The 20,017-nt window shown below is 63.3% G+C and carries 15 protein-coding genes; 11 read left to right on the top strand and 4 right to left on the bottom strand.

Going from position 1 to position 20,017, the window contains the following annotated elements; genetic code table 11:
- Positions 1–2: 2 nt before the first annotated feature.
- Positions 3–1,107, bottom strand: a protein-coding gene (prfB, locus tag NA29_RS15280; RefSeq protein WP_174555908.1) for a peptide chain release factor 2 whose coding sequence is annotated in 2 segments (ribosomal slippage) — positions 3–1,034 and positions 1,036–1,107 — 1,104 coding nt in all. Because the reading frame shifts where the segments join, the coding sequence is not laid out codon by codon here.
- Between the two features lie 102 nt (positions 1,108–1,209).
- Entirely contained in the window at positions 1,210–1,431 is a 222-nt protein-coding gene (locus NA29_RS15275; protein WP_039399305.1) for a hypothetical protein, read from the bottom strand.
- Positions 1,432–1,693: 262 nt separating this feature from the next.
- Between NA29_RS15275 and NA29_RS15270 the strand changes: the two genes are divergently transcribed.
- The 4 genes from NA29_RS15270 (at position 1,694) to NA29_RS15255 (ending at position 6,774) form a co-directional block, all read left to right on the top strand.
- Positions 1,694–2,590: a LysR family transcriptional regulator gene (locus NA29_RS15270; protein ID WP_039399303.1), complete on the top strand. Its 897-nt coding sequence runs from the start codon at positions 1,694–1,696 to the stop codon at positions 2,588–2,590.
- Positions 2,591–2,704: 114 nt separating this feature from the next.
- On the top strand, positions 2,705–3,784 hold the full coding sequence (locus NA29_RS26355) for a helix-turn-helix transcriptional regulator (protein ID WP_052252971.1): 1,080 nt from the start codon (positions 2,705–2,707) through the stop codon (positions 3,782–3,784).
- A 199-nt stretch (positions 3,785–3,983) separates the two neighbouring features.
- Complete coding sequence (locus NA29_RS15260) at positions 3,984–6,149, top strand: TonB-dependent siderophore receptor (RefSeq protein ID WP_157744779.1); 2,166 nt, start codon at positions 3,984–3,986, stop codon at positions 6,147–6,149.
- Positions 6,150–6,159: 10 nt separating this feature from the next.
- Positions 6,160–6,774: a hypothetical protein gene (locus NA29_RS15255; protein WP_150777389.1), complete on the top strand. Its 615-nt coding sequence runs from the start codon at positions 6,160–6,162 to the stop codon at positions 6,772–6,774.
- Here the strand turns inward: NA29_RS15255 and recJ are convergent.
- Together recJ and NA29_RS15245 are read right to left on the bottom strand one after the other, a co-directional pair.
- Positions 6,752–8,449 (bottom strand): single-stranded-DNA-specific exonuclease RecJ, encoded by a 1,698-nt coding sequence (gene recJ, locus NA29_RS15250; RefSeq protein ID WP_039399299.1) that lies wholly within the window; start codon positions 8,447–8,449, stop codon positions 6,752–6,754. The two genes, NA29_RS15255 and recJ, sit on opposite strands and share 23 nt — an antisense overlap.
- A complete protein-coding gene (locus tag NA29_RS15245; protein ID WP_052252970.1) occupies positions 8,446–9,525 on the bottom strand; it encodes a hypothetical protein in 1,080 nt (359 codons plus the stop codon). Before NA29_RS15245 ends, recJ begins: the two co-directional genes overlap by 4 nt.
- 182 nt (positions 9,526–9,707) lie before the next feature.
- Between NA29_RS15245 and NA29_RS15240 the strand changes: the two genes are divergently transcribed.
- The 7 genes from NA29_RS15240 (at position 9,708) to kdsA (ending at position 19,702) form a co-directional block, all read left to right on the top strand.
- Positions 9,708–10,961, top strand: a complete 1,254-nt coding sequence (locus NA29_RS15240; protein WP_039399297.1) for a lipoprotein-releasing ABC transporter permease subunit — start codon at positions 9,708–9,710, stop codon at positions 10,959–10,961.
- On the top strand, positions 10,954–11,679 hold the full coding sequence (gene lolD / locus NA29_RS15235) for a lipoprotein-releasing ABC transporter ATP-binding protein LolD (RefSeq protein WP_052252969.1): 726 nt from the start codon (positions 10,954–10,956) through the stop codon (positions 11,677–11,679). Before NA29_RS15240 ends, lolD begins: the two co-directional genes overlap by 8 nt.
- Positions 11,680–11,904: 225 nt before the next feature.
- On the top strand, positions 11,905–12,762 hold the full coding sequence (locus NA29_RS15230; RefSeq protein ID WP_039399295.1) for a TatD family hydrolase: 858 nt from the start codon (positions 11,905–11,907) through the stop codon (positions 12,760–12,762).
- Positions 12,763–12,806: 44 nt separating this feature from the next.
- Positions 12,807–15,824, top strand: coding sequence for a DNA internalization-related competence protein ComEC/Rec2 (locus NA29_RS15225; RefSeq protein WP_084103786.1), 3,018 nt, complete (start codon positions 12,807–12,809; stop codon positions 15,822–15,824).
- 215 nt (positions 15,825–16,039) lie between these two features.
- Entirely contained in the window at positions 16,040–16,870 is an 831-nt protein-coding gene (locus tag NA29_RS15220) for an alpha/beta fold hydrolase (protein WP_039399293.1), read from the top strand.
- A gap of 286 nt (positions 16,871–17,156) precedes the next feature.
- The gene (gene pyrG / locus NA29_RS15215; RefSeq protein ID WP_039399291.1) at positions 17,157–18,815 is read left to right on the top strand and encodes a CTP synthase; all 1,659 of its coding nucleotides are present in this window, start codon (positions 17,157–17,159) and stop codon (positions 18,813–18,815) included.
- A 32-nt stretch (positions 18,816–18,847) separates the two neighbouring features.
- On the top strand, positions 18,848–19,702 hold the full coding sequence (kdsA, locus tag NA29_RS15210) for a 3-deoxy-8-phosphooctulonate synthase (protein WP_039399289.1): 855 nt from the start codon (positions 18,848–18,850) through the stop codon (positions 19,700–19,702).
- Positions 19,703–20,017 lie beyond the last annotated feature (315 nt).

The following is a 20,017-nucleotide window of genomic DNA, read 5'->3' as shown; positions in this document are numbered from 1 at the left end:
CCTTACACTCCCTGCTTGAGGCTCGCCGAGATGAAGTCGTCCAGGTCGCCGTCGAGCACCTTGCCGGTGTTGCCGGTTTCCACGCTGGTACGCAAATCCTTCACGCGCGACTGGTCGAGCACGTACGAGCGAATCTGGTGACCCCAACCCACATCGGTCTTGCTCGATTCGAGCTTGTCCTGTTCGGCACGGCGCTTGCGCATTTCGTGTTCGAACAGACGCGAGCGGAGCATGTCCCACGCTTCGGCGCGGTTGCGGTGCTGCGAACGGTCGTTCTGGCAGGCGACGACGATGCCCGTTGGAATGTGCGTCAGACGCACGGCGGAGTCGGTCTTGTTGATGTGCTGACCCCCTGCGCCCGAGGCACGATACGTGTCGGTACGCACGTCGGCCGGATTGATGTCGATTTCGATCGAGTCATCGACTTCCGGATAGACGAACAGGCTGGCAAACGAGGTGTGACGGCCGCCCGACGAGTCGAACGGCGATTTACGCACCAGACGGTGGACGCCGGTCTCGGTACGCAGATAGCCGTAGGCGTAGTCGCCCGTGACCTTGAGCGAGGCGCTCTTGATGCCAGCGACGTCACCGTCCGACACTTCGAGCACTTCGGCCTTGAAGCCCTTGCGTTCGCAGTAGCGGAGGTATTGGCGCAGCAGCATGCCAGCCCAGTCGTTGGCTTCGGTGCCGCCAGCGCCGGCCTGGATGTCGATGAAGCAGTTATTCGGGTCGGCCGGGTTGTTGAACATCCGGCGGAACTCCATGTCACCCACGCGTGCGGCGAGACCCTGAGTGTCGCTTTCGAGCGCCAGGAGCGAGTCTTCGTCGCCCTCTTCGCGGGCCATGTCGAACAATTCCTGCGTGTCGGAAAGGCCGGTGTCGAGCTCGGTCAGGTTCGTGACCACGCTGTCGAGCGCCTTCTTTTCCTTGCCCAGTGCCTGGGCACGCTTGGAATCGTTCCAGATGTTGGGATCTTCGAGTTCCTTGTTGACTTCCGTCAGGCGAGCTTGCTTGACATCGAAGTCAAAGATACCCCCTGAGCTCGCCGACGCGGGTGCGCAGGTCGGCGAGCAGGGATTCGAGGGCGTTGAGGCGTTCGGCTTCCATGAGCTAGGGCGTTTGCAAATTCGGGAAAACCGGAATTATAACGCAGCGAAGCCCCCGTTTCCCCCATTTTTCGGGGGCTTTTAACGACTTTCGGACAGTGGCTTAGCGTGACGTCTGACGCAGACCGAACGCATCGCGCGCGTAGCCGACGTCCGCGAGCGACGTGTCGTCGAACGTCGCGAGCGCTTCGACCTGAAGTTTTTGCTCGTAGTGCAGACGCCATTGGTCGACGGCGCGGAAGAACAGGCCGAGCGGCGTGACCGGCGCAGCAACGACCGGTGCGGTGGCGTTCAGATTGGCTGCGGCGGACAGAGGGCGGTACATGATGTGATTTCCTTCACAGGGCGCGGTGTGCTGACCGGAGACGGGATGTCATGGCAGACGTCGCATTAGGGATAACCCGAAGCTTATTCCTTTCCCATGCGCTAAAAAAGTGAATTGTTTAGCTGATTTTGTTCACTATTATTGAAGTGATGTCGCGACTCGCTTAACATCCGGCATTGTCGGAATGCCTACCTGCTTTCCGCCTGCGACTTGTCTGCTTCTTGCCTGCTTCTTGCCTGCTTCTTGCCCCCGGAGCCCCCTCATGGACTTTCTACAACTTCAGACCTTCAAGGCCATCGTCGACGAAGGTAGCGTGCTGGGGGCCGCCGAGGCATTGCACTGCGTTCAGTCGAACGTGACGGCCCGCATCCGCTCGCTCGAACACACCGTGGGCGTGAAGCTCTTCCATCGTCAGGGGCGCCGTCTGCAACTCACGCCAAGCGGACGTACGCTGCTTGGCTACGCTGACCGGATTCTGGCGTTGTCGCGCGAGGCGAGCGCCGCGCTCAATCCGGCAAACGAGCCGTCCGGCGACTTCTCGCTGGGCGCGATTGAATCGTCGGCCACCTCGCGGCTGCCCGCCGTGCTCGCGCGCTTCCATGCGGCGTATCCGAAAGTGCGCCTGAATCTGGTGACGGACACGTCGCTGAATCTGCTCGACGAAATTCAGCACGGCCGCGTCGACGCTGCGCTGATTGCTGGCACCGCGTGTCTGGAAGCACAGGCGCAAATGTCGGTCGTAGCCGACGAGATCTACCGGGAGCCGATCGTGCTCGTCGCGCCCGCGCGAGCAGGGCGGGTTCACGAAGCGGCCGATCTCTCGGGCGCTACGTTGCTCATGTGGCCGCAGGGGTGCCCGTATCGCGGCACGATGGAGCAGTGGCTCGCCGCGAATGCGGTCACGCCGGGACGCATCCTCAGCTATGGCAGCTACGCAACCATCGTGGCTTGTGTCGGTGCGGGTGTCGGCTATTCGTTAGTGCCGCGCGGGATTTACCTGCGTTATCGTCAGGAGGCGAACATCGTCGGCCATGCGATGGAAGATCTCGCGGCGGTGCCGAACTTCTTCGTTCGCCATCGAGGTGTCGACGTGCATCCGGCACGCGAAGCGTTCCTGCGCGTGATGCGTGAATATGTTGCAGAGGCGCAGCCCGCGTAGATACGCGACCTTGCGCACTTCTCGCCGAATGGGAAGTGCGGTCACTCGAATTGCGTAAAGTGAACGCTCAAATGATAATGTGTCTCATTAACATTTGATTTGGGCATTTCGCAAATGGTCACTTCTCAGCCGTGGCGGCATGCCGTCGATCTCGACGGGTTGTCGCTCGTACGTGGCATACAGCAGGCGCAGGCAGGTGCTTCGGTGCGAGAGTCGCTGGCGGGCGGAGATATCAAGATCGTGTTCTTGCTCGACGGTGCATTGCAGTGGGCCGCCGGGGGCACGTCGCTACTCGACGCGGGGGCGGGAACCGTCAATGTTTGCTTTGGCGACTCGCCGCTCGACATCGATAACCTCTACGGCGAATCGAGCGCATTGCGCTACTTCAGCCTGCGGCTCTCCGAACGCTATCTCATCGCAGCCTGTGGGCTGGACGCGCACGCGCTTACGCGAGGCTGGCGCGAGAGCGCCGACAGCGGCGCGGGGCTGTCCGCCAACACGTCGGATATGCACAGCGTGCGGGGCGACTGGTGTGGGACGAGCGCCGTGTTGACGCGTGCGATGAGTGCAGAGGAATGGCGTTGGGCCAGTGCGATGACGTCGCTGCACGCAGACGGAAGCGATGACGACGCTTGCTGGCAACGCCTCGCGCTGATCGGACAGACGTTCGAAGCGTTGGCGCGATGTGCTGCCTATACTTCGGGTGTCTCGGGTGCGCCTGAGACACCGCGAATGCCAGGTATTTCCAATACGCCGAATGCGTTCAGCGCATCGTGCGTACCGATCACTTCCGCCGCAACTGACGTCGCGCGTGTCGCGTCGCAGCCCATGTCGCAGAACATGGAATCCCACCGCGACCGGGTCACGCGTCGCGCCGTGTTCGCTGCCCGCGACGTCCTCAACGATCGCCTTCAAGCGCCACCATCGCTGCCCTTGCTGGCTCGCGAAGTGGGGATCAACGTCAACAAGTTGTGTGCGGGTTTTCGCCAGCAGTTCGGCACGACGGTGCATGGCTACGTACGTGAGCGTCGGCTTGCGACAGCGTTTGAATTGCTGAGCGCGCGGCGCATCAGTGTGAGCGAAGCTGCGTGGCAGTGCGGTTACACGGACTCGCACTTCGCCAAAGTCTTTCGTGCGCGTTTCGGTATGTTGCCCAACACCCTGACGCGCGAAACCGCAACGCTGCGCGGCTAAGGACGCACGCGTCACTTTGTGATGCCATCGGCACCGATGGTGATGCAAACGCGAGTGACGTAGTGCGGTCGTCGGCACGATAACGAGATTGAATTTCAGTCTCGTTGGTGTGTTGCCGATGTCTTCCAAAAAAACAAATCGTTTCAGCGCCGATGAGGCGCATTACCCGTCAACTACGCCTTTGACGGTGACGCCCGGGGTGAGGCGCGCCGTTGCGGTTGGGGCGCTTGCCGTGGCGGCGGGGGCGGCACCTGCGTATGCGCAAGTGGCGTCTGCTGCGCCTGCAGCATCGCCACCCTTGGCGCAAGCGTCCGATCGAGGGACGCACGAGGCCGCTGTGCTGCCGGTCACGCACGTCACTGACACTGCCGAGCGTGATGCGCGCGCTGCGGCTACGCAAGGTTCGTTGCTAGGGCGCGTTGCGCCGTCGGTGCGCGACATTCCGCAGACGGTGACTGTGGTCGACGAAAAGCTCATCTCGCAGCAGGGTGCGCACACCGTTGAGGACGTACTGCAAAAGGTGCCCGGCATTACCGTTCAGCCTTATGTCCTGCTGACGACCGCCTACTATTCGCGTGGTTTCAAACTCGACGCGTTCGAGCAGGACAGTGTCCCGGTACTCATGGCCAACACGGCGGCGGGCCCGCAAGATATGACGCCCTACGAGCGCGTGGAGATCATTCGTGGTTCCACGGGGCTGTTTCATGGCACGGGTAACCCGGGTGGGTTGGTCAACCTCGTGCACAAGCGGCCCGGCAAGACATTCGCGGCTTCCGCCGCGGTGACACTCGGCAGTTGGGATCGGTATCGCGAGGAAGCTGATATCGGTGGGCCGCTAAATCCGAGCGGATCACTTCGTGCGCGGGTTGCGGTGTCCGATGACCGGCAACGTATGTACTACGACGTTGGCCGTCAGCATGCGACGACTGTGTATGGCGTGACGGAAGCTGACCTGTCGTCGACGACGTTGCTGCGTGTCGGCGTTCAGTATCAACGTACGACATCGACACCGAACCTTGCCGGGGTGCCTTTCTCGACGACGGGCGGCGATCTCCATCTGCCGCGTTCTACGTTTCTTGGCTCGTCGTGGGACACCTTCGACTGGTCCGAGACGCGGGTATTCGGCACGTTGGAGCAGCAAATCGGGAGCGGCTGGGCGGCAAAGCTTTCCGCGAACTATCTCGATGCCGGTGGAGATCTGAAGTACGGCGTGGCGTTCGGGGCGATCACCCCGGCGACCGGGGCGGGTAGTCAACTGACCGGGGCCGCTTACCGCTTCGACAACACGCAGACGGGCGTGGATCTCCAGGTCGACGGACCCGTCCGGCTACTGGGACGCGAGCATCATCTGCTGTTCGGCTTGCAACGGCTGGAGGCGACAACGCAGCAACGCAGCGCGGCATTGATCCCGTCGATCAATGGCAGGCCCGTCAACATCTTCCGATGGGACCCCAACAGCGTGGCCGAACCTGCCACGGGGCCGTTCTCCAATGTGACGCCCACGCGTACCGTGCAAAACGGTGCCTATGCAATGGGGCGCATCCGTCTTGCACAGCCGCTCACGCTTGTGCTGGGCGCACGCGTTTCGTGGTGGGATCAGCACGCGCCAGCAAGCAGCTACCGCACGAGCGCGAAGGCGACACCATACGGTGGCGTGGTGTTCGACCTGAACGACACATGGTCGCTCTACGCAAGTTATGCCGACATCTTCCAGCCGCAGACCGTGCTCGATGCAGGCAACAACCTGCTCAAGCCGATCGCCGGCGCGAGCTACGAGGCAGGGGTCAAGGGCCAACTTTTCGATGGCGCGATGGACGTCTCGCTCGCCGTTTTCCGCATTCGTCAGAAGAACCGTGCACAGACCGACCCCAGTGTTCCTTGCGTAGGCACAACGTGTCGCTACATCGCGTCCGGCGAGGTGCAGAGTCAGGGGGTCGAAATGCAGGCGAACGGCCAGATCACGGACGCGTGGAACGTATTCGCGGGCTACACCTTCAACACGACGAAATATCTGACCGACGCCACCTCGCAAGGCCAGTCGTTCGCCGATTTCGCGCCGCGTCATCTGCTGCGTTTGTGGACCAACTACGACCTGCCGTTCGACAGCCGTCGCTGGAGCGTGGGGGGCGGCGTCGATGTGCAAAGCGAAACGTCGGCCACGTCCAACGGTATTCGTCTGCGGCAGGGCGGCTACGCCACCGTGAACCTGCGCGCTGGATATCGCCACAACAAGCATCTTTCGGCGGCGTTGAACGTGAGCAACGTATTCGATCGCCGTTACTACCAGAGCCTGTCGAACACGAGTTGGAATAACCATTACGGCACACCGCGAAGCGTCATGTTGACCTTGCGTGCCGACTATTAAGGAGCATTTCATGAGTCACTCGACAACCCCGATGCGTACCGTCCGCAATTTGACGTGGGCCGCGACGCTCGCTGCGGGTGCAGGGCTAATCGGCTTGCCGACGGCGTCGGCACAGGTATCTGCACAGGTACCGGCACAGTCAGCGCAGGTGGCGGTGCAGAACGTGTGCCATCAGGCATCCGCGAACACCGTATTGCGGGGCACGTACCAACTGGAGGGGGAGGGGGCGTTGCCCATCGAGCTTGTGCTGACGTTACGCGATGGCACGTCGTCGCGACTGTTTCAGGTCACCGGTCTGATCGCCGAGGGCGACCATCGATTCGGGGTGACGGGGATGGCCTATTGCACAGGCAAGGCGAACGACACGCTGGCGTTAGACGTGACAATGAGTGGCGGATTCCACGACACGCCGGTCGATGACGAGTTGCGTCGCGCGTGGCCAGCGGGCAAGGCCCCGCAGCGCGCCAGCTCGGCGGGAACGAGTGTCGTTCATGCCGAGGTAGCGCTTGCGTCGATGCAGGGTTGGGCGCAGGCCATGCGCACGATCGTGCTGACAGGCCAGCGTGTGATGGGGCCGAAACACGTCTCGGCGAAGCTGGTGTTCAGCCCTGAGCGTGCTCGATGATCATCTGCACACGCGATACGCCGTTAAAGGTGTCCGCAGCTAAGCGATACGCGAATTGCGCACGGCTCGGCAATGTGTCTGCGTGATTGAACCAGATCGCATTGAAGCGCATGCGGCCCCGTCCGAGTTGCAGCTTCAGGTGCTTGTCTTTCAGGATGGCCTGCGAGAGTACGTCGAACTCGCCGGAGAACACGGGGGGCGGAAATCCCTGTCCCCAGACCTGCGCGTCGAGCATCGCGACGAAGGGCGGGACGAAGCAATCGTCACCGATGTCGCCGTCGGTTTCGATGACGCGGGACAGCGTCTTCTCGTCGAGCCATTCCTGTCCGACAGCTTCGAACGCGGCCTGAAAACGCGGTAGCGCGTCGGCCGCGATCGTGAGACCGGCTGCCATCGCGTGACCACCGAACTTGCCAATCAGACCGGGTTCGCGTTTGGTGACGAGGTCGAGTGCGTCCCGCAAGTGGAAACCGGGAATCGAGCGCCCGGACCCTTTGATCTGGCCGTCGTCCCCTGGCGCAAACACGATGGTCGGACGGTAGAACTTCTCTTTGAGGCGGGCTGCCACGATACCGATCACGCCTTGATGCCACGTTTCGTTAAACGCGCAAAGCGTGGTCGCGGCGCGTGGATCGAAACGCGCCAGATCGGCCAGCGCTTCCTGTTGCATGCCCGCTTCGATTTCGCGACGCTCGCGATTCATCGCGTCGAGTTCTTGTGCAAGGGTCCAGGCACGGGCGTCGTCGTCCGTCAGCAGGCATTCGATGCCGAGCGACATATCCGCGAGGCGTCCGGCGGCGTTCAGGCGCGGGCCCAGACCGAAGCCGAGATCGAAACTCCCGGCCTGCCGTGCATTGCGGGCGGCCGCACGAAAGAGGGCGTTGATGCCGGGGTGCATTCGACCTGCGCGCATACGCGACAGGCCCTGTGCCACCAGAATGCGGTTGTTGGCGTCGAGCTTGACCACGTCGGCGACGGTACCCAGCGCGACGAGGTCCAGTAACGAATCCAGCCGCGGTTGTTCGCGCGTGTCGAAAGCGCCGCGTCCCCGCAACTCGGCGCGTAACGCCAGCAGCACGTAAAACATCACGCCAACGCCGGCCAGATTCTTGCTGGGGAACTCGCAGCCCGGCTGATTCGGGTTGACGATGCAGCGTGCGTTGGGTAGTTCGCTACCCGGCAGGTGGTGGTCGGTGACGAGGACTTCGATGCCGAGCAGTTGTGCGGCGGCCACGCCATCGAGGCTGGCGATGCCGTTGTCTACAGTAATCAGAACATCCGGCGGACCTTGTTTGCCGCGTGCCGCGAGCGTGACGATTTCCGGTGTGAGTCCGTAACCGTATTCGAAGCGGTTCGGCACCAGATACTCGACGTTCGCGCCAAACATGCGCAGCCCGCGTACGGCTACGGCGCAAGCCGTCGCCCCATCGCAGTCATAGTCGGCCACGACGAGCATGCGCTTGCCAGCGGCGATAGCGTCTGCGAGAAATACGGCCGCTTCTTGCGCCCCCTTGAGTTGCGTGGGCGGAATGAGGCGCGCGAGGGCGGTTTCGGTCTCGGTGCTTTCGACCACGCCGCGAGAGGCGAACAGGCGCGCCAGCACGGGGTGGACACCGTCACGGGAGAGGGTGTCGACGGTCGTCTCGTCGACGAGACGGGTGACGATATCGGTCATGCCACTTCCTCACCCAGCCGGGCCAGCGGCACCATGCGTGCGGTGAGCCCCTGGCGACGCCAGAACTTGCGCAGGTCGCCGCTACGGGCGCGAAGGGTCACGGAGTGGCTGTCGCCACACAGCGTGAGCGCGACTTCACGGGCTTGCCCGTTTTGCAGGCGCTCCAACGCCGGTGCCAGCCAGCGACGGTCGAGCTCGACGAGGGCGTCGCGCCAGCGTGCCCAGTCTTCCACCAGAAAATACGATGTCAGGGTGTCGATCTGCACCAGCGTGCGCCCGTCGGCCGCGTCGATGCCTGCCGACGTGGGATGCAGCGCGATCTGCATATGGTTCGCCAGTCCGCGCGTCGCGGGGGCGTCGGCCAATACCGTGACGCATGGACGATTCATGCGGGGCGCGGCAATGCGTTGACCGCCGCCGAACAGCCAGATCGCGTTCACGGGCGGCAAGCCACGCGCTTCGCGGGCCAGATTGGCCGGATGGTCGTACCAGGCCATCTGCACTTCGTTTTGCCACTTCCGCCACGTCAGTTCGGCCTTGCCCTGAGGCAGCCAGATGTCGACGTTACGCCCGGCGGCGCGCGCGGGTGAAGCCGTGAGGAGGTCGCCCAGCGTGGGGGCACTCAGATACCACCGGTCGGGACGTGGTGCGATCAACTCGCCGCCTTCTTCGGCGAACAGCGCGTGTGCGGTTGCGAAAAGGGCGGCAGATTCCTCCGCGCTCAATTCCAGTTCGGCCGGGTCCGTCAGAACGAGATGGTCGGTGGCGATGTGAATGTGGGCGGGTTGCGCGCAGTACCAGAACCGGGTGTCGAGTGTGCCGCTGTCGTCAAACAGCATGAACGGTGCGAGCGGCGCGCGCGCGGGGCCGCCGGGCAGCCCGAAAGCGTCTGCGAGCCAGCGTTCGTGCGGCAGCGTGGGGACAAAAGGGTCTTTCGGCACGTCCTGCGCCGACTGAACGCCGCGCGCGAGCAACTTTTCGAGCGCGGGCAACTCCAATTCGGCCAGCAGTGCGGGCAAATGGGCCGACGCGGGGAGCGCGAACGGCAAGAGAAAGTGCAGGGCAGGTGTATCCATGTCGAGGCGAATTGTATGGCAAACTTCGCGCTGGCAGTTGGGTGACCCTGACGTCAGGTACGGAACGTACCATTTACCGCGCCGGGCAGGGGCCGGGGGCGGAGTTTGGGTACTGGACCCGCGCGGGTGCAAACCGGCGTCGGTACGCTCCGATCGATCCTTATCAAGAATCAGGAATCCGTTTGAAATTCCCATACGAATGGCAGATCGGCTGGCGCTATACGCGCACCGGCAAGCGATCATCCGGCAACGGTTTCATTTCCTTCATTTCTTTCATCTCCATGGCCGGCATAGCGCTGGGCGTGGCGGCGCTCATTGTGGTGCTCTCTGTGATGAACGGCTTTCAGAAGGAAGTTCGGGACCGCATGCTCTCCGTGCTGGCGCACATCGAGGTTTTCGCGGTCGACGGCAACCTGCCGGACTGGCAGCGTACGGCCGCAGAGGCGCTGCAAAACAAGAACGTCATTGCGGCTGCGCCTTATGTGGGCGAGCAGGCCATGCTCACGCGCGACGACAACGTGCGCGGTGTGGTGTTGCGCGGCATCGTCCCGAGTGAGGAGGCGAAGGTCTCCGACCTCGGCAAGCAGATTACGGACGGCACTCTGAATAACCTGACGCCGGGCAGCTTCGGCATCGTGCTCGGGCGGGAGCTGGCGCGGGCGCTGGGCGTGAGCATCGGCGACAAAATCACGCTGGTGGCCCCTCAGGGGACGATCACGCCTGCAGGCGTGCTACCGCGCGTGAAGCAATTCACCGTGGTTGCGATCTTCACGGCCGGACATTACGAATATGACAGTTCGCTGGCGCTCATCGATCTGCATGACGCGGAAACGCTATTCAGACTCGACGGCCCGACGGGCGTGCGTCTGAAGATTCAGGACATGGAGCAGGCGCCGCTCGTGGCGCGTGAACTGGCCAAGACGCTCTCGGGCAACATGTGGGTGCGCGACTGGACCCAGCAGAACAAGAACTGGTTCGTGGCGGTGCAGACCGAAAAGCGCATGATGTTCATCATCCTGACGCTCATCATCGCGGTGGCTGCGTTCAACCTGGTGTCGTCGCTGGTGATGACGGTGACCGACAAGTACGCGGACATCGCCATTCTGCGAACGCTGGGTGCGCAGCCCGGTTCGATCATGAAGATCTTCATCGTGCAGGGCGTGACGATCGGTTTCGCCGGGGCGTTGCTCGGTGTTGGCCTCGGTTGTCTGATTTCGGTGAATATCGGGACGATCGTGCCGTTCATCGAGCGTTTGCTGGGGATTCACTTCCTGCCGCAAGACATTTACTTCATTTCCGAATTGCCCTCGGATCTGCAATCGTCCGACGTGATCCGTATCGGGGTGATCTCCTTCATCCTCTCGGCGCTTGCGACGATTTATCCGAGCTGGCGTGCCTCGCGCGTCAAACCGGCGGAGGCCCTGCGCTATGAGTAACGCGAATCAATCGATGGCCCCGGTGCCGAATCTGGCTTACGACGGCCCTGTGTTGCGGGCTCGCGATCTGCACAAGACGTTCAGGCAAGGTCAGTTGAACGTGACGGTGCTTAACGGGGCGAGTCTCGATGTTGCGCCGGGCGAGAAGGTGGCGATCGTCGGCGCATCGGGCTCCGGCAAGAGCACTTTGCTTCATGTGCTGGGCGGGCTCGACGATCCTTCGCGCGGCGAGGTGTCGTTGCTCGGCAAGCCGTTTTCGTCGCTGCGCGAGCGCGACAAGACCGCGCAGCGCAATCAGTCGCTCGGCTTCGTCTATCAGTTTCACCATTTGCTGGCCGAGTTCTCCGCGCTGGATAACGTGGCCATGCCGCTGCGCATCCGCCGTCTGCCGACCGAGCAGGCACGGGCCGCGGCGCAGGTGATGCTCGAACGTGTCGGGCTGGGTTCGCGGATGAAGCATCGTCCGTCGGAGCTGTCGGGCGGCGAGCGTCAGCGAGTGGCGATGGCGCGAGCGTTGGTCACGCAACCGGCATGCGTGCTGGCGGACGAGCCGACCGGTAACCTTGACGGGCACACGGCCGAGACGGTGTTCGAACTCATGCTGGAGTTGTCGGAGACGCTCAGGACCAGCTTCGTGATCGTCACGCACGATATCGATCTGGCACGTCGTTGCGACCGCGCCTTGCGTCTTCGCGAAGGGATTCTGGAGTCCGCGTAAGGTCGGTAACGTCGCGTGGGGTCGTGCAAGGCTGACCGTTGCGGGACATGGCGGATAAAGAAGCGCCGGGGATTTCCCCGGCGTTTTGCATTTTCGGGTCGGCGCGCGAACGCTATTTTCGGCAACGTCCTAGACCATGATGCGGTGTTGTCCGATGGTCACGACAACGACGACGTGCGAGCCTTGTCATCGCCCCGTAGAATTGACGCTTAAGGACACCTGACCATGTGGATCGATACCCATTGCCATCTCGATGCGGCCGAGTTTGATGCCGACCGCACCACCGTGATTACCGACACCGTCGCTGCGGGGGTGGTCGGGCTTGTCGTGCCCGCGGTTGAATGCACGACGTTCGACGCGGCTCGTGCCGCCGCCCGCGCCATTCCGGGCGGCGCGTATGCGTTGGGCATTCATCCGCTCTACACGCCGCGCGCACGCGACGAGGACATCGCGACGCTGCGCCGGGCGGTCGAGCTTGCCATGGGGGATCCGCGCTTCGTCGGCATTGGCGAGATCGGGCTGGATTTCTTCGTCCGGACGCTCGACCCGGAGCGTCAGCAGTTCTTCTACGTCGAGCAACTGAAGATCGCGCGCGATTTCGATCTGCCGGTCATTCTTCATGTGCGTCGCTCTCAGGACGCCCTGCTCAAACAGCTTCGGATCTTCACGCCGCGTGGCGGCATCGCCCACGCATTCAATGGCAGTCGTCAGCAGGCCGACATGTTCGTCGAGCGCGGTTTTTGCCTCGGGTTCGGTGGGCAGATGACGTTTGATCGCGCTTTGCAGATTCGTCGTCTGGCCGCGGATATGCCGCTGGACGCCATCGTGCTGGAAACGGATGCGCCCGACATTGCACCGGAGTGGCGTTATAAGCAGCGTAATAGCCCCGTGGAATTGCCGCGCATCGCACAGGTATTGGCTGAGCTGCGCGGCGTAGCACCTGAGCTGTTGTCTCAGGCGACGTGCGCCAACGCCTGGCGCGTGCTACCACGCTTGTCCGGCGCCATGGCGATGACGCCGGGTGACGGTCCTGCCGCGAACTTCTCTCTGATTTCCCCCAACACTCCCGGGCAATCGCGCTGACGCTGAGGCGTCGCGCGACTGTCGAAACATGACGTGGTGACGTCATGAGAATGGTGCTGCTCGCCTGGGTGGCGGGCGTCTGGTGGCTGCAACAAGCCTCGGCGCTGCCCACGGGACAGGGATTTTCGGTGGCGCTCGGCATTGCCGGGTGTGTATTCGTTGCGGGTGCGCTGCGCGTGATCTGGGTGGCAGGGAGCGCCCGGTCATACGGACAGCCGTGGGGGGCGACGGGCGTGCGTTGCCGTCCCGGAGACACGGTCGCACTGGCCGTTCGTGATGTTGATGACCGACTGCCGTGTGGCGCTGTGTCGGCGAATCAAGGCTGGCCGCGATGGCTTGCGGTGACGGTGTTCGCGCTGAGTGCGGGCGTGGGCGGATACGCCTGGGCGGCCTATCGGGCGGACTTGCGGCTCGGGGATAGCTTGCCTGCCGCGCTTGAGGGGCAAGACGTGCTGGTGACCGGCGTGGTGGCGGGGCTGCCCATCACTACGGGCGACGGTGTGCGGTTCGTCTTCGATGTCGCAAGCGCGCACGCCATTGCAGCGGGCGATGCGCGCGTCGGTGAATGCAATGCATGTGGTGCGTCGTCGGGGTGTGGCAATGGCGATGGCGAAGGGGCATCGCTTTCGCCGACAGAGCGCTTAGGCAGTGATGGTTTGACATGTGGTGCGGTGCATGTGCCGAAGCGCATCGAGTTGGTTTGGCCAATGCGCTCGCCCTTCAGCGGGAAACGCGAGGCGCGCAGCGCCGTTGGCGTCGGCGTCGGCGTCGGCTCGGGCGATGCATCGCAGAGCACGGTGGCCGGACGGCAGTTGCCCCGCGCAGGTGAGCAATGGCGAATACCGGTTCGTCTCAAGGCGCCGCGCGGCTTCGCAAACTGGCACGGCTTCGATGCGGAATTGTTGGCGTTGACTCGGGGCATTCGGGCATCAGGATACGTGCGGACCTCGTTTGGCAAAGGTGCGCTCGCGAGCGCCGTTCGTCCACGTCGACTGCATGCGGGGCCGTTGCCGGGGTATGGATTCGCGGCGTGGCGTGAGCGATTGCGAGACGATTTTCGGGTCGCCCTCGACCCGTCGGCGAGATATGGCGGCGTGCTGATGGCGTTGGCGCTGGGAGAGCGCGGCGATATCGCGGATGACGACTGGCAAATGTTTGCCGACACCGGCGTGAGTCATTTATTGGCCATCTCGGGGTTGCATGTCTCGCTGGTCGCCGGGGCGATCGCTGTGATGGTTGGCGGGCTGTGGCGTCGAGCGAGCTTTGCGCGATTGCGCTTGCCGTTGTGGTGGCCAGCGCCGAAGTCGGCGGCTGTTGCAGGGTTGCTGGCAGCGGTGGCTTATGGCGCGATTGCGGGCTGGGGTGTGCCTGTGAGACGTGCCGTTGGCATGGTCGCCATTGTTGTGCTGGCGTTGCTCACGGGACGATTCGCAGCACCCTCTTATGCGTTGGCGTGGGCCCTGGCGGTGGTCGTTACGCTGGATCCGTGGGCCGTCGTCACGCCCGGTCTGTGGCTGTCGTTCGGTGCGGTGGCGGCGCTCGTGTTGGCCGCGAGGCGAGGCGACAGGGCGCTCTCGGCGTCGAACGGACGCTTGGACGGTGCGCGGGCCACCGAAGGCGATGACATCCGGGGGAAGCGCGGAGCCGCCACGCGGTTGGAGACAATCGCCGCAACGCCCGATGGTGAGACGTTGGAGGTGCCGAAGGCGGGCGCGTTGAAGATCGATGCGGCGAGCAGTACTCCGGCGGGTTGGCGAGCCGCAGGTTGGGTGGGGCGCTTGGGCGTTGCCCTATGCCGCAGGATGGCACCTGCAGCCCGCGCACAGTATGCGGTCACCATCGGCCTGATCCCGTTGACGCTAGCGTGGTTCGGCGCGGTGCCTTTGCTAGGGCCACTGGCGAACGCCGTCGCCATTCCGGTGATGACATTGATCGTGACGCCGCTCGCACTCGCAAGCCTGCTGTTGCCGCCCGGTCTTGCGCACTGGGCGCTCGTTGTTGCGCATACGGTGGTCGCCTGGCTGGCGGAATGGCTGGGCACGCTTGCGGCGTTGCCTTGGGCGGTCTGGCGAGCGCCGGTCGCACCGGTTTGCGCGCAGATGGTGGCCGTCGCCGGCGTGGTGGTTTGTCTCGTACCGCTGCCGCAGTGGGTTCCCGCGACGAGGAGGTGGGTGATCGGCGTACGGCTTGCCGGGGTGGCGCTTATGGGGCCGGCGGCGCTGGCGTCCCCGCAACGGCCGTCAGCGGGCGAGTTTCGCGTGACCATGCTCGATATCGGCCAGGGCAACGCTGTGCTGGTCGAAACCGCGACGCGAACGCTACTGTTCGACAGCGGCCCGCCGCTGGGACGGCGCAGCGACGCGGGACGGCGAGTCATCGTTCCATACTTGCACTCGATGGGGATAACACGGCTCGATCGGATGGTTGTCAGCCACGCACATGACGATCATTTCGGCGGAGCGTTGAGTGTGTTGCAAGCGTTTCCTGAGGCGCAAGTCCTGTCGTCCTTGCCCGATGGTCATCGGGTTCGGCGCGCATCGGCAACGCATCGCACCTGTCTTGCCGGGCAGCAGTGGCAGTGGGAGGGTGTCACTTTCCGCTTTTTGCATCCGGACGAGGCGGCGTTGCGTGACGGCCGTCGAGGGAGGGCGGGGCCCAATAGTGTGAGCTGCGTGCTGCGAATTGCGAACGGACGGCACAGCGCGCTGCTCGCGGCCGACGCGGAAAGCGCACAGGAACGCACGATGGTGGCCCGCTATGGACGGGCGCTGCGTTCGGACTTGCTGCTTGCCCCGCATCACGGCAGCCTGACATCGTCGACCTCGGCATTCGTGAGCGCGGTATCGCCAGCCCACGTGGTGTTTCAGGCGGGGTATCGCAACCGCTTCGGGCATCCGAAACCGGCCGTGGTCGCGCGCTATCGATCGGCCGGCGCGACGATCTGGCAGAGCGTGACGCACGGGGGGATTCGGTTTTCCAGCACGCCGGACGGCATGACGGCTCAGGCTTACCGTGCCAGTTTTCGGCGTTACTGGCACGCGTTGTCGCCTGATTCGTCCTGAAAAGTGGCGGTGGCTTGTGCCAGGTGTGCCCACTTTTTCGGATGGCACCGCCTGGCAATTCGACGGAAACCTCTACGGGTACTCAAGCAGCGGTTAGCTAGAATGGACCGGCGAATGTCATGCGGCCTGATCCTCGTGCCGGATGCACAAGCGTGCGACACCGTGCGCTGGCGTCCCATGGTGCATGACGCACGCTCGCCAAGACAACGAATTCCATGACAAGAGACATCATCCATTTTTCGCACGGCAACGGCTTTCCGGCCGGGGTCTATCGCAAGATGCTCGGTGCGCTGGCCGACGAGTACGACGTGCGCGCGATCGATCGTATCGGGCATGACCCGCGTTATCCGGTGACGCCGGGTTGGCGGTATCTGCGCAACGAACTGGTCGACACGCTGGTGCGTCAGTATGGGGGCGAGCCGGTCTGGCTTGTCGGGCATTCGCTTGGTGGCTTCCTGAGTCTCATGGCGGCACTCAAAGCCCCTCAATGCGTGCGTGGTGTGGTGATGGTGGACTCGCCTATTGTGACGCCGGGCTGGCGCACTCAGATGCTTCGTCTTGGCATGCTCACGGGACTTTACGAACGGATGTCGCCCGCAGGGGTGACCAAGAAGCGTCGCGACCAATGGCCGGACTGGGAAAGTGCGTGGCAGCATTTTGCGAGCAAACCTGCGTTCGCCAGTTGGGATCCGGACGTGCTGCGCGATTACATCGATTGCGGGACGTTGCCGACGGGAGAGGGCGAAGCACGGCGTCTCGCCTTTGCGCGCGAGATCGAGTACCGGATCTATCTGACGCTGCCACCGTTGCTCGCCGTGCGCGCACTGCGAGGCGTGCCGGTGCCAGTCGGCTTCCTCGCGGGGACCGAGTCTCGCGAATTGCGTCAGGCCGGGATCGGGGCGACGCGCCGGATTGTCGGCACGCATCTGCGTTATGTCTCCGGCACCCATCTTTTTCCGATGGAGCGTCCGCTGGACACGGCGGCGGCCATCAGCGACATGCTCGCGGAATTGCGTGGCGAGCATCGCCGTCCGCTGGCCGCCTGAAGGCCGGGCGTTCCCGGCGTCTCGAGGTTACATGCCGTCCGCCAGGGGGAGTGCGTTTCGTGATGCGAGTCAGATGAATGCCGAAGGGGGCAATACGTTTGGCCGTTGGCGCCAGCAGTGGTTTGTGCTGAGCGGGGTCTGAGATCGTAGAGATTCGTGCCGGAGCGCGCCGGGCGTGACGGGACGCCGCGCCGGGTGCCTGTCAAGGCCAAAATTTGCCGCGCAGCCCCTCGAGGACGGGGCGGGTTTCGGGTATAATCCGGCTTTCCCGCGAGCAATTACTGCGATGACCAAATTCGTTTTTGTCACGGGCGGCGTGGTTTCCTCTCTTGGTAAGGGAATTGCTGCCGCATCTCTGGCCGCGATTCTCGAATCGCGTGGCCTCAAAGTCACCCTCCTCAAGCTTGACCCTTACATCAACGTCGACCCGGGCACGATGAGCCCGTTCCAGCACGGCGAGGTGTTTGTGACCGAGGACGGTGCGGAAACCGACCTCGATCTGGGTCACTATGAGCGCTTCATCAGCGCTAAGATGCGTCGTGCAAACAACTTCACGACGGGCCAGATCTACGAGTCGGTGATCCGTAAGGAACGCCGTGGCGAGTACCTCGGCAAGACCGTTCAGGTCATTCCGCACATCACCAATGAAATTCAGGCCTTCGTCGAGCGCGGTGCGCGTTCGACGTGGGACGGCCATCCCGATGTCGCCATCGTCGAAATCGGCGGCACGGTCGGTGACATCGAGTCGCTGCCGTTCCTCGAAGCCGCGCGTCAGATGAACCTGCGCCTGGGCCGCAATAGCGTGGCCTTCGTGCACCTGACGCTCGTGCCGTACATTGCGACGGCCGGTGAACTCAAGACCAAGCCGACGCAACACAGTGTTCAGAAGCTGCGCGAAATCGGTATCTCGCCGGACGTGCTGCTGTGCCGCGCGGACCGTCAGATTCCGGAAGACGAGTGCGCCAAGATTTCGCTGTTCGCGAACATCCCGCAAGACGCCGTGATTTCGGTGTGGGACGTCGACACGATTTACAAGATTCCGCAAATGCTCCACGACCAGGGCATGGACAAGATCATCTGCGACGAGCTGAAGATCGAAGCCAAGCCGGCTGACCTGTCCATGTGGACGCGTCTGGTGCATGCCGTCGAGAATCCCAAGCACGATGTCACGATCGGTATGGTTGGCAAGTATGTCGATCTGACCGAGTCGTACAAGTCGTTGATCGAAGCGCTGCGTCACGCTGCCATCCACACGGAAACGCGCGTGAATATCGAGTACATCGATTCCGAGCAGATTGAGAAGGACGGTACGGATGCGCTCAAGCATCTGGACGCGATTCTCGTGCCGGGCGGTTTCGGTCGTCGGGGTACGGAAGGCAAGATCAAGGCAATCCGATACGCCCGCGAAAACCGCGTGCCGTATCTGGGCATCTGCCTCGGTATGCAACTGGCCGTGATCGAATTTGCGCGCGACGTCGCCAATCTGGCCGACGCCAACAGCACGGAATTCGAGCCGGCGACGCCCCATCCGGTGGTTGCACTCATTACCGAGTGGCAGGATCGCGATGGCAAGGTCGAGCAGCGTACCGAAGATTCGGATCTGGGCGGCACGATGCGCCTGGGCTCGCAACGTGTGCCGGTCAAGGCCGAAACGCTGGCGTCGCGCATTTATGGCGAGACGGTCAACGAGCGTCACCGCCACCGTTACGAAGTCAACAATCATTACGTCCCGCAGCTCGAAGCCGCCGGTCTGGTGATCTCGGCACGCACGCCGACCGAGAATCTGCCGGAAATGATGGAGCTGCCGCAACAGGTGCACCCGTGGTTTGTGGGCGTTCAGTTCCACCCCGAGTTCACCTCGACGCCGCGCGATGGCCACCCGCTCTTCAAGGCTTACGTTGAAGCTGCGCTGGCGGGTCAGCAAGCGCGCAAGAAGGCCGCCTGAGACGCGCAGCGAGCGAGAAACAAGGAGTTCCCATGAAACTGTGCGGTTTCGATGTTGGCCTGGACAAGCCGTTTTTCCTGATCGCAGGTACCTGCGTCGTCGAGTCGGAGCAAATGACGATCGACGTCGCGGGGCAGCTCAAGGAAATCACGAGCGCGCTCGGCATTCCGTTCATCTACAAGTCGTCGTTCGACAAGGCGAACCGTAGCTCGGGGAAGTCGTATCGCGGCCCGGGCCGTGAGCAAGGCCTGAAGATCCTCGAAGAAGTGCGCCGCCAGCTCGGCGTGCCGGTGCTCACCGATGTGCACACCGAAGAGGATGTGGCCGTTGCCGCGCCGATCGTCGACGTGCTGCAAACGCCGGCTTTCCTGTGCCGCCAGACCGATTTCATCCGTGCCTGCGCCCAGTCGGGCAAGCCGGTGAACATCAAGAAGGGGCAGTTTCTTGCGCCGCACGACATGATCAACGTCATCGACAAGGCCCGCGACGCTGCGCGTGAAGCCGGTCTTCCCGATGACGTCTTCATGGCCTGCGAGCGGGGTGTTTCGTTCGGCTACAACAACCTGGTCTCGGACATGCGCTCGCTGGCGATCATGCGCGAGACCGGCGCGCCGGTGGTGTTCGACGCCACGCACTCGGTACAGTTGCCGGGCGGACAAGGCACCAGTTCGGGCGGTCAGCGCGAATTCGTGCCGGTGCTCTCGCGTGCCGCCGTGGCTGTCGGCGTCTCGGGCCTCTTCATGGAGACGCACCCGGATCCGGCGTGCGCACTCTCGGATGGTCCGAATGCCGTACCGCTGGGACGTATGCGCGAACTGCTCACCACGCTCAAGACGATTGATGCGGCGGTGAAGCAGGGCGAGTTCCTGGAAAACAATTTCAACTGAAATGAGACACACCGTCCTGGGGCCACTATCAGCACGCCCACAGGACGGGTATAGCGGCCGGACGCCTTGGCAGCATGGCGTCGAGTCGTTAAGCTTGTCGCGCAGCGGTCGTCAATGGCCGTCGCGAAGGCGAGTCCCCGGAGGAGAGGTCCGCGTGCAGCACGCCGAGTGCACCGTCGACATCGAAGTCACCCCACAGGCCGCCGTGCCTCATTTCGAGGCGCCGTTGTTCCCCCGTCTACGTATTGCCCACCGGTGCGCGCACAAGCGCGGCATCGGCCTCCACGTCAGGATTCGGCGCGCTGCCGGTTCGCG

This window comes from Pandoraea sputorum, from assembly GCF_000814845.2.
GTDB classification, from domain to species: Bacteria; Pseudomonadota; Gammaproteobacteria; order Burkholderiales; family Burkholderiaceae; genus Pandoraea; species Pandoraea sputorum.
This window is presented reverse-complemented; position numbering and strand designations above follow the sequence as displayed.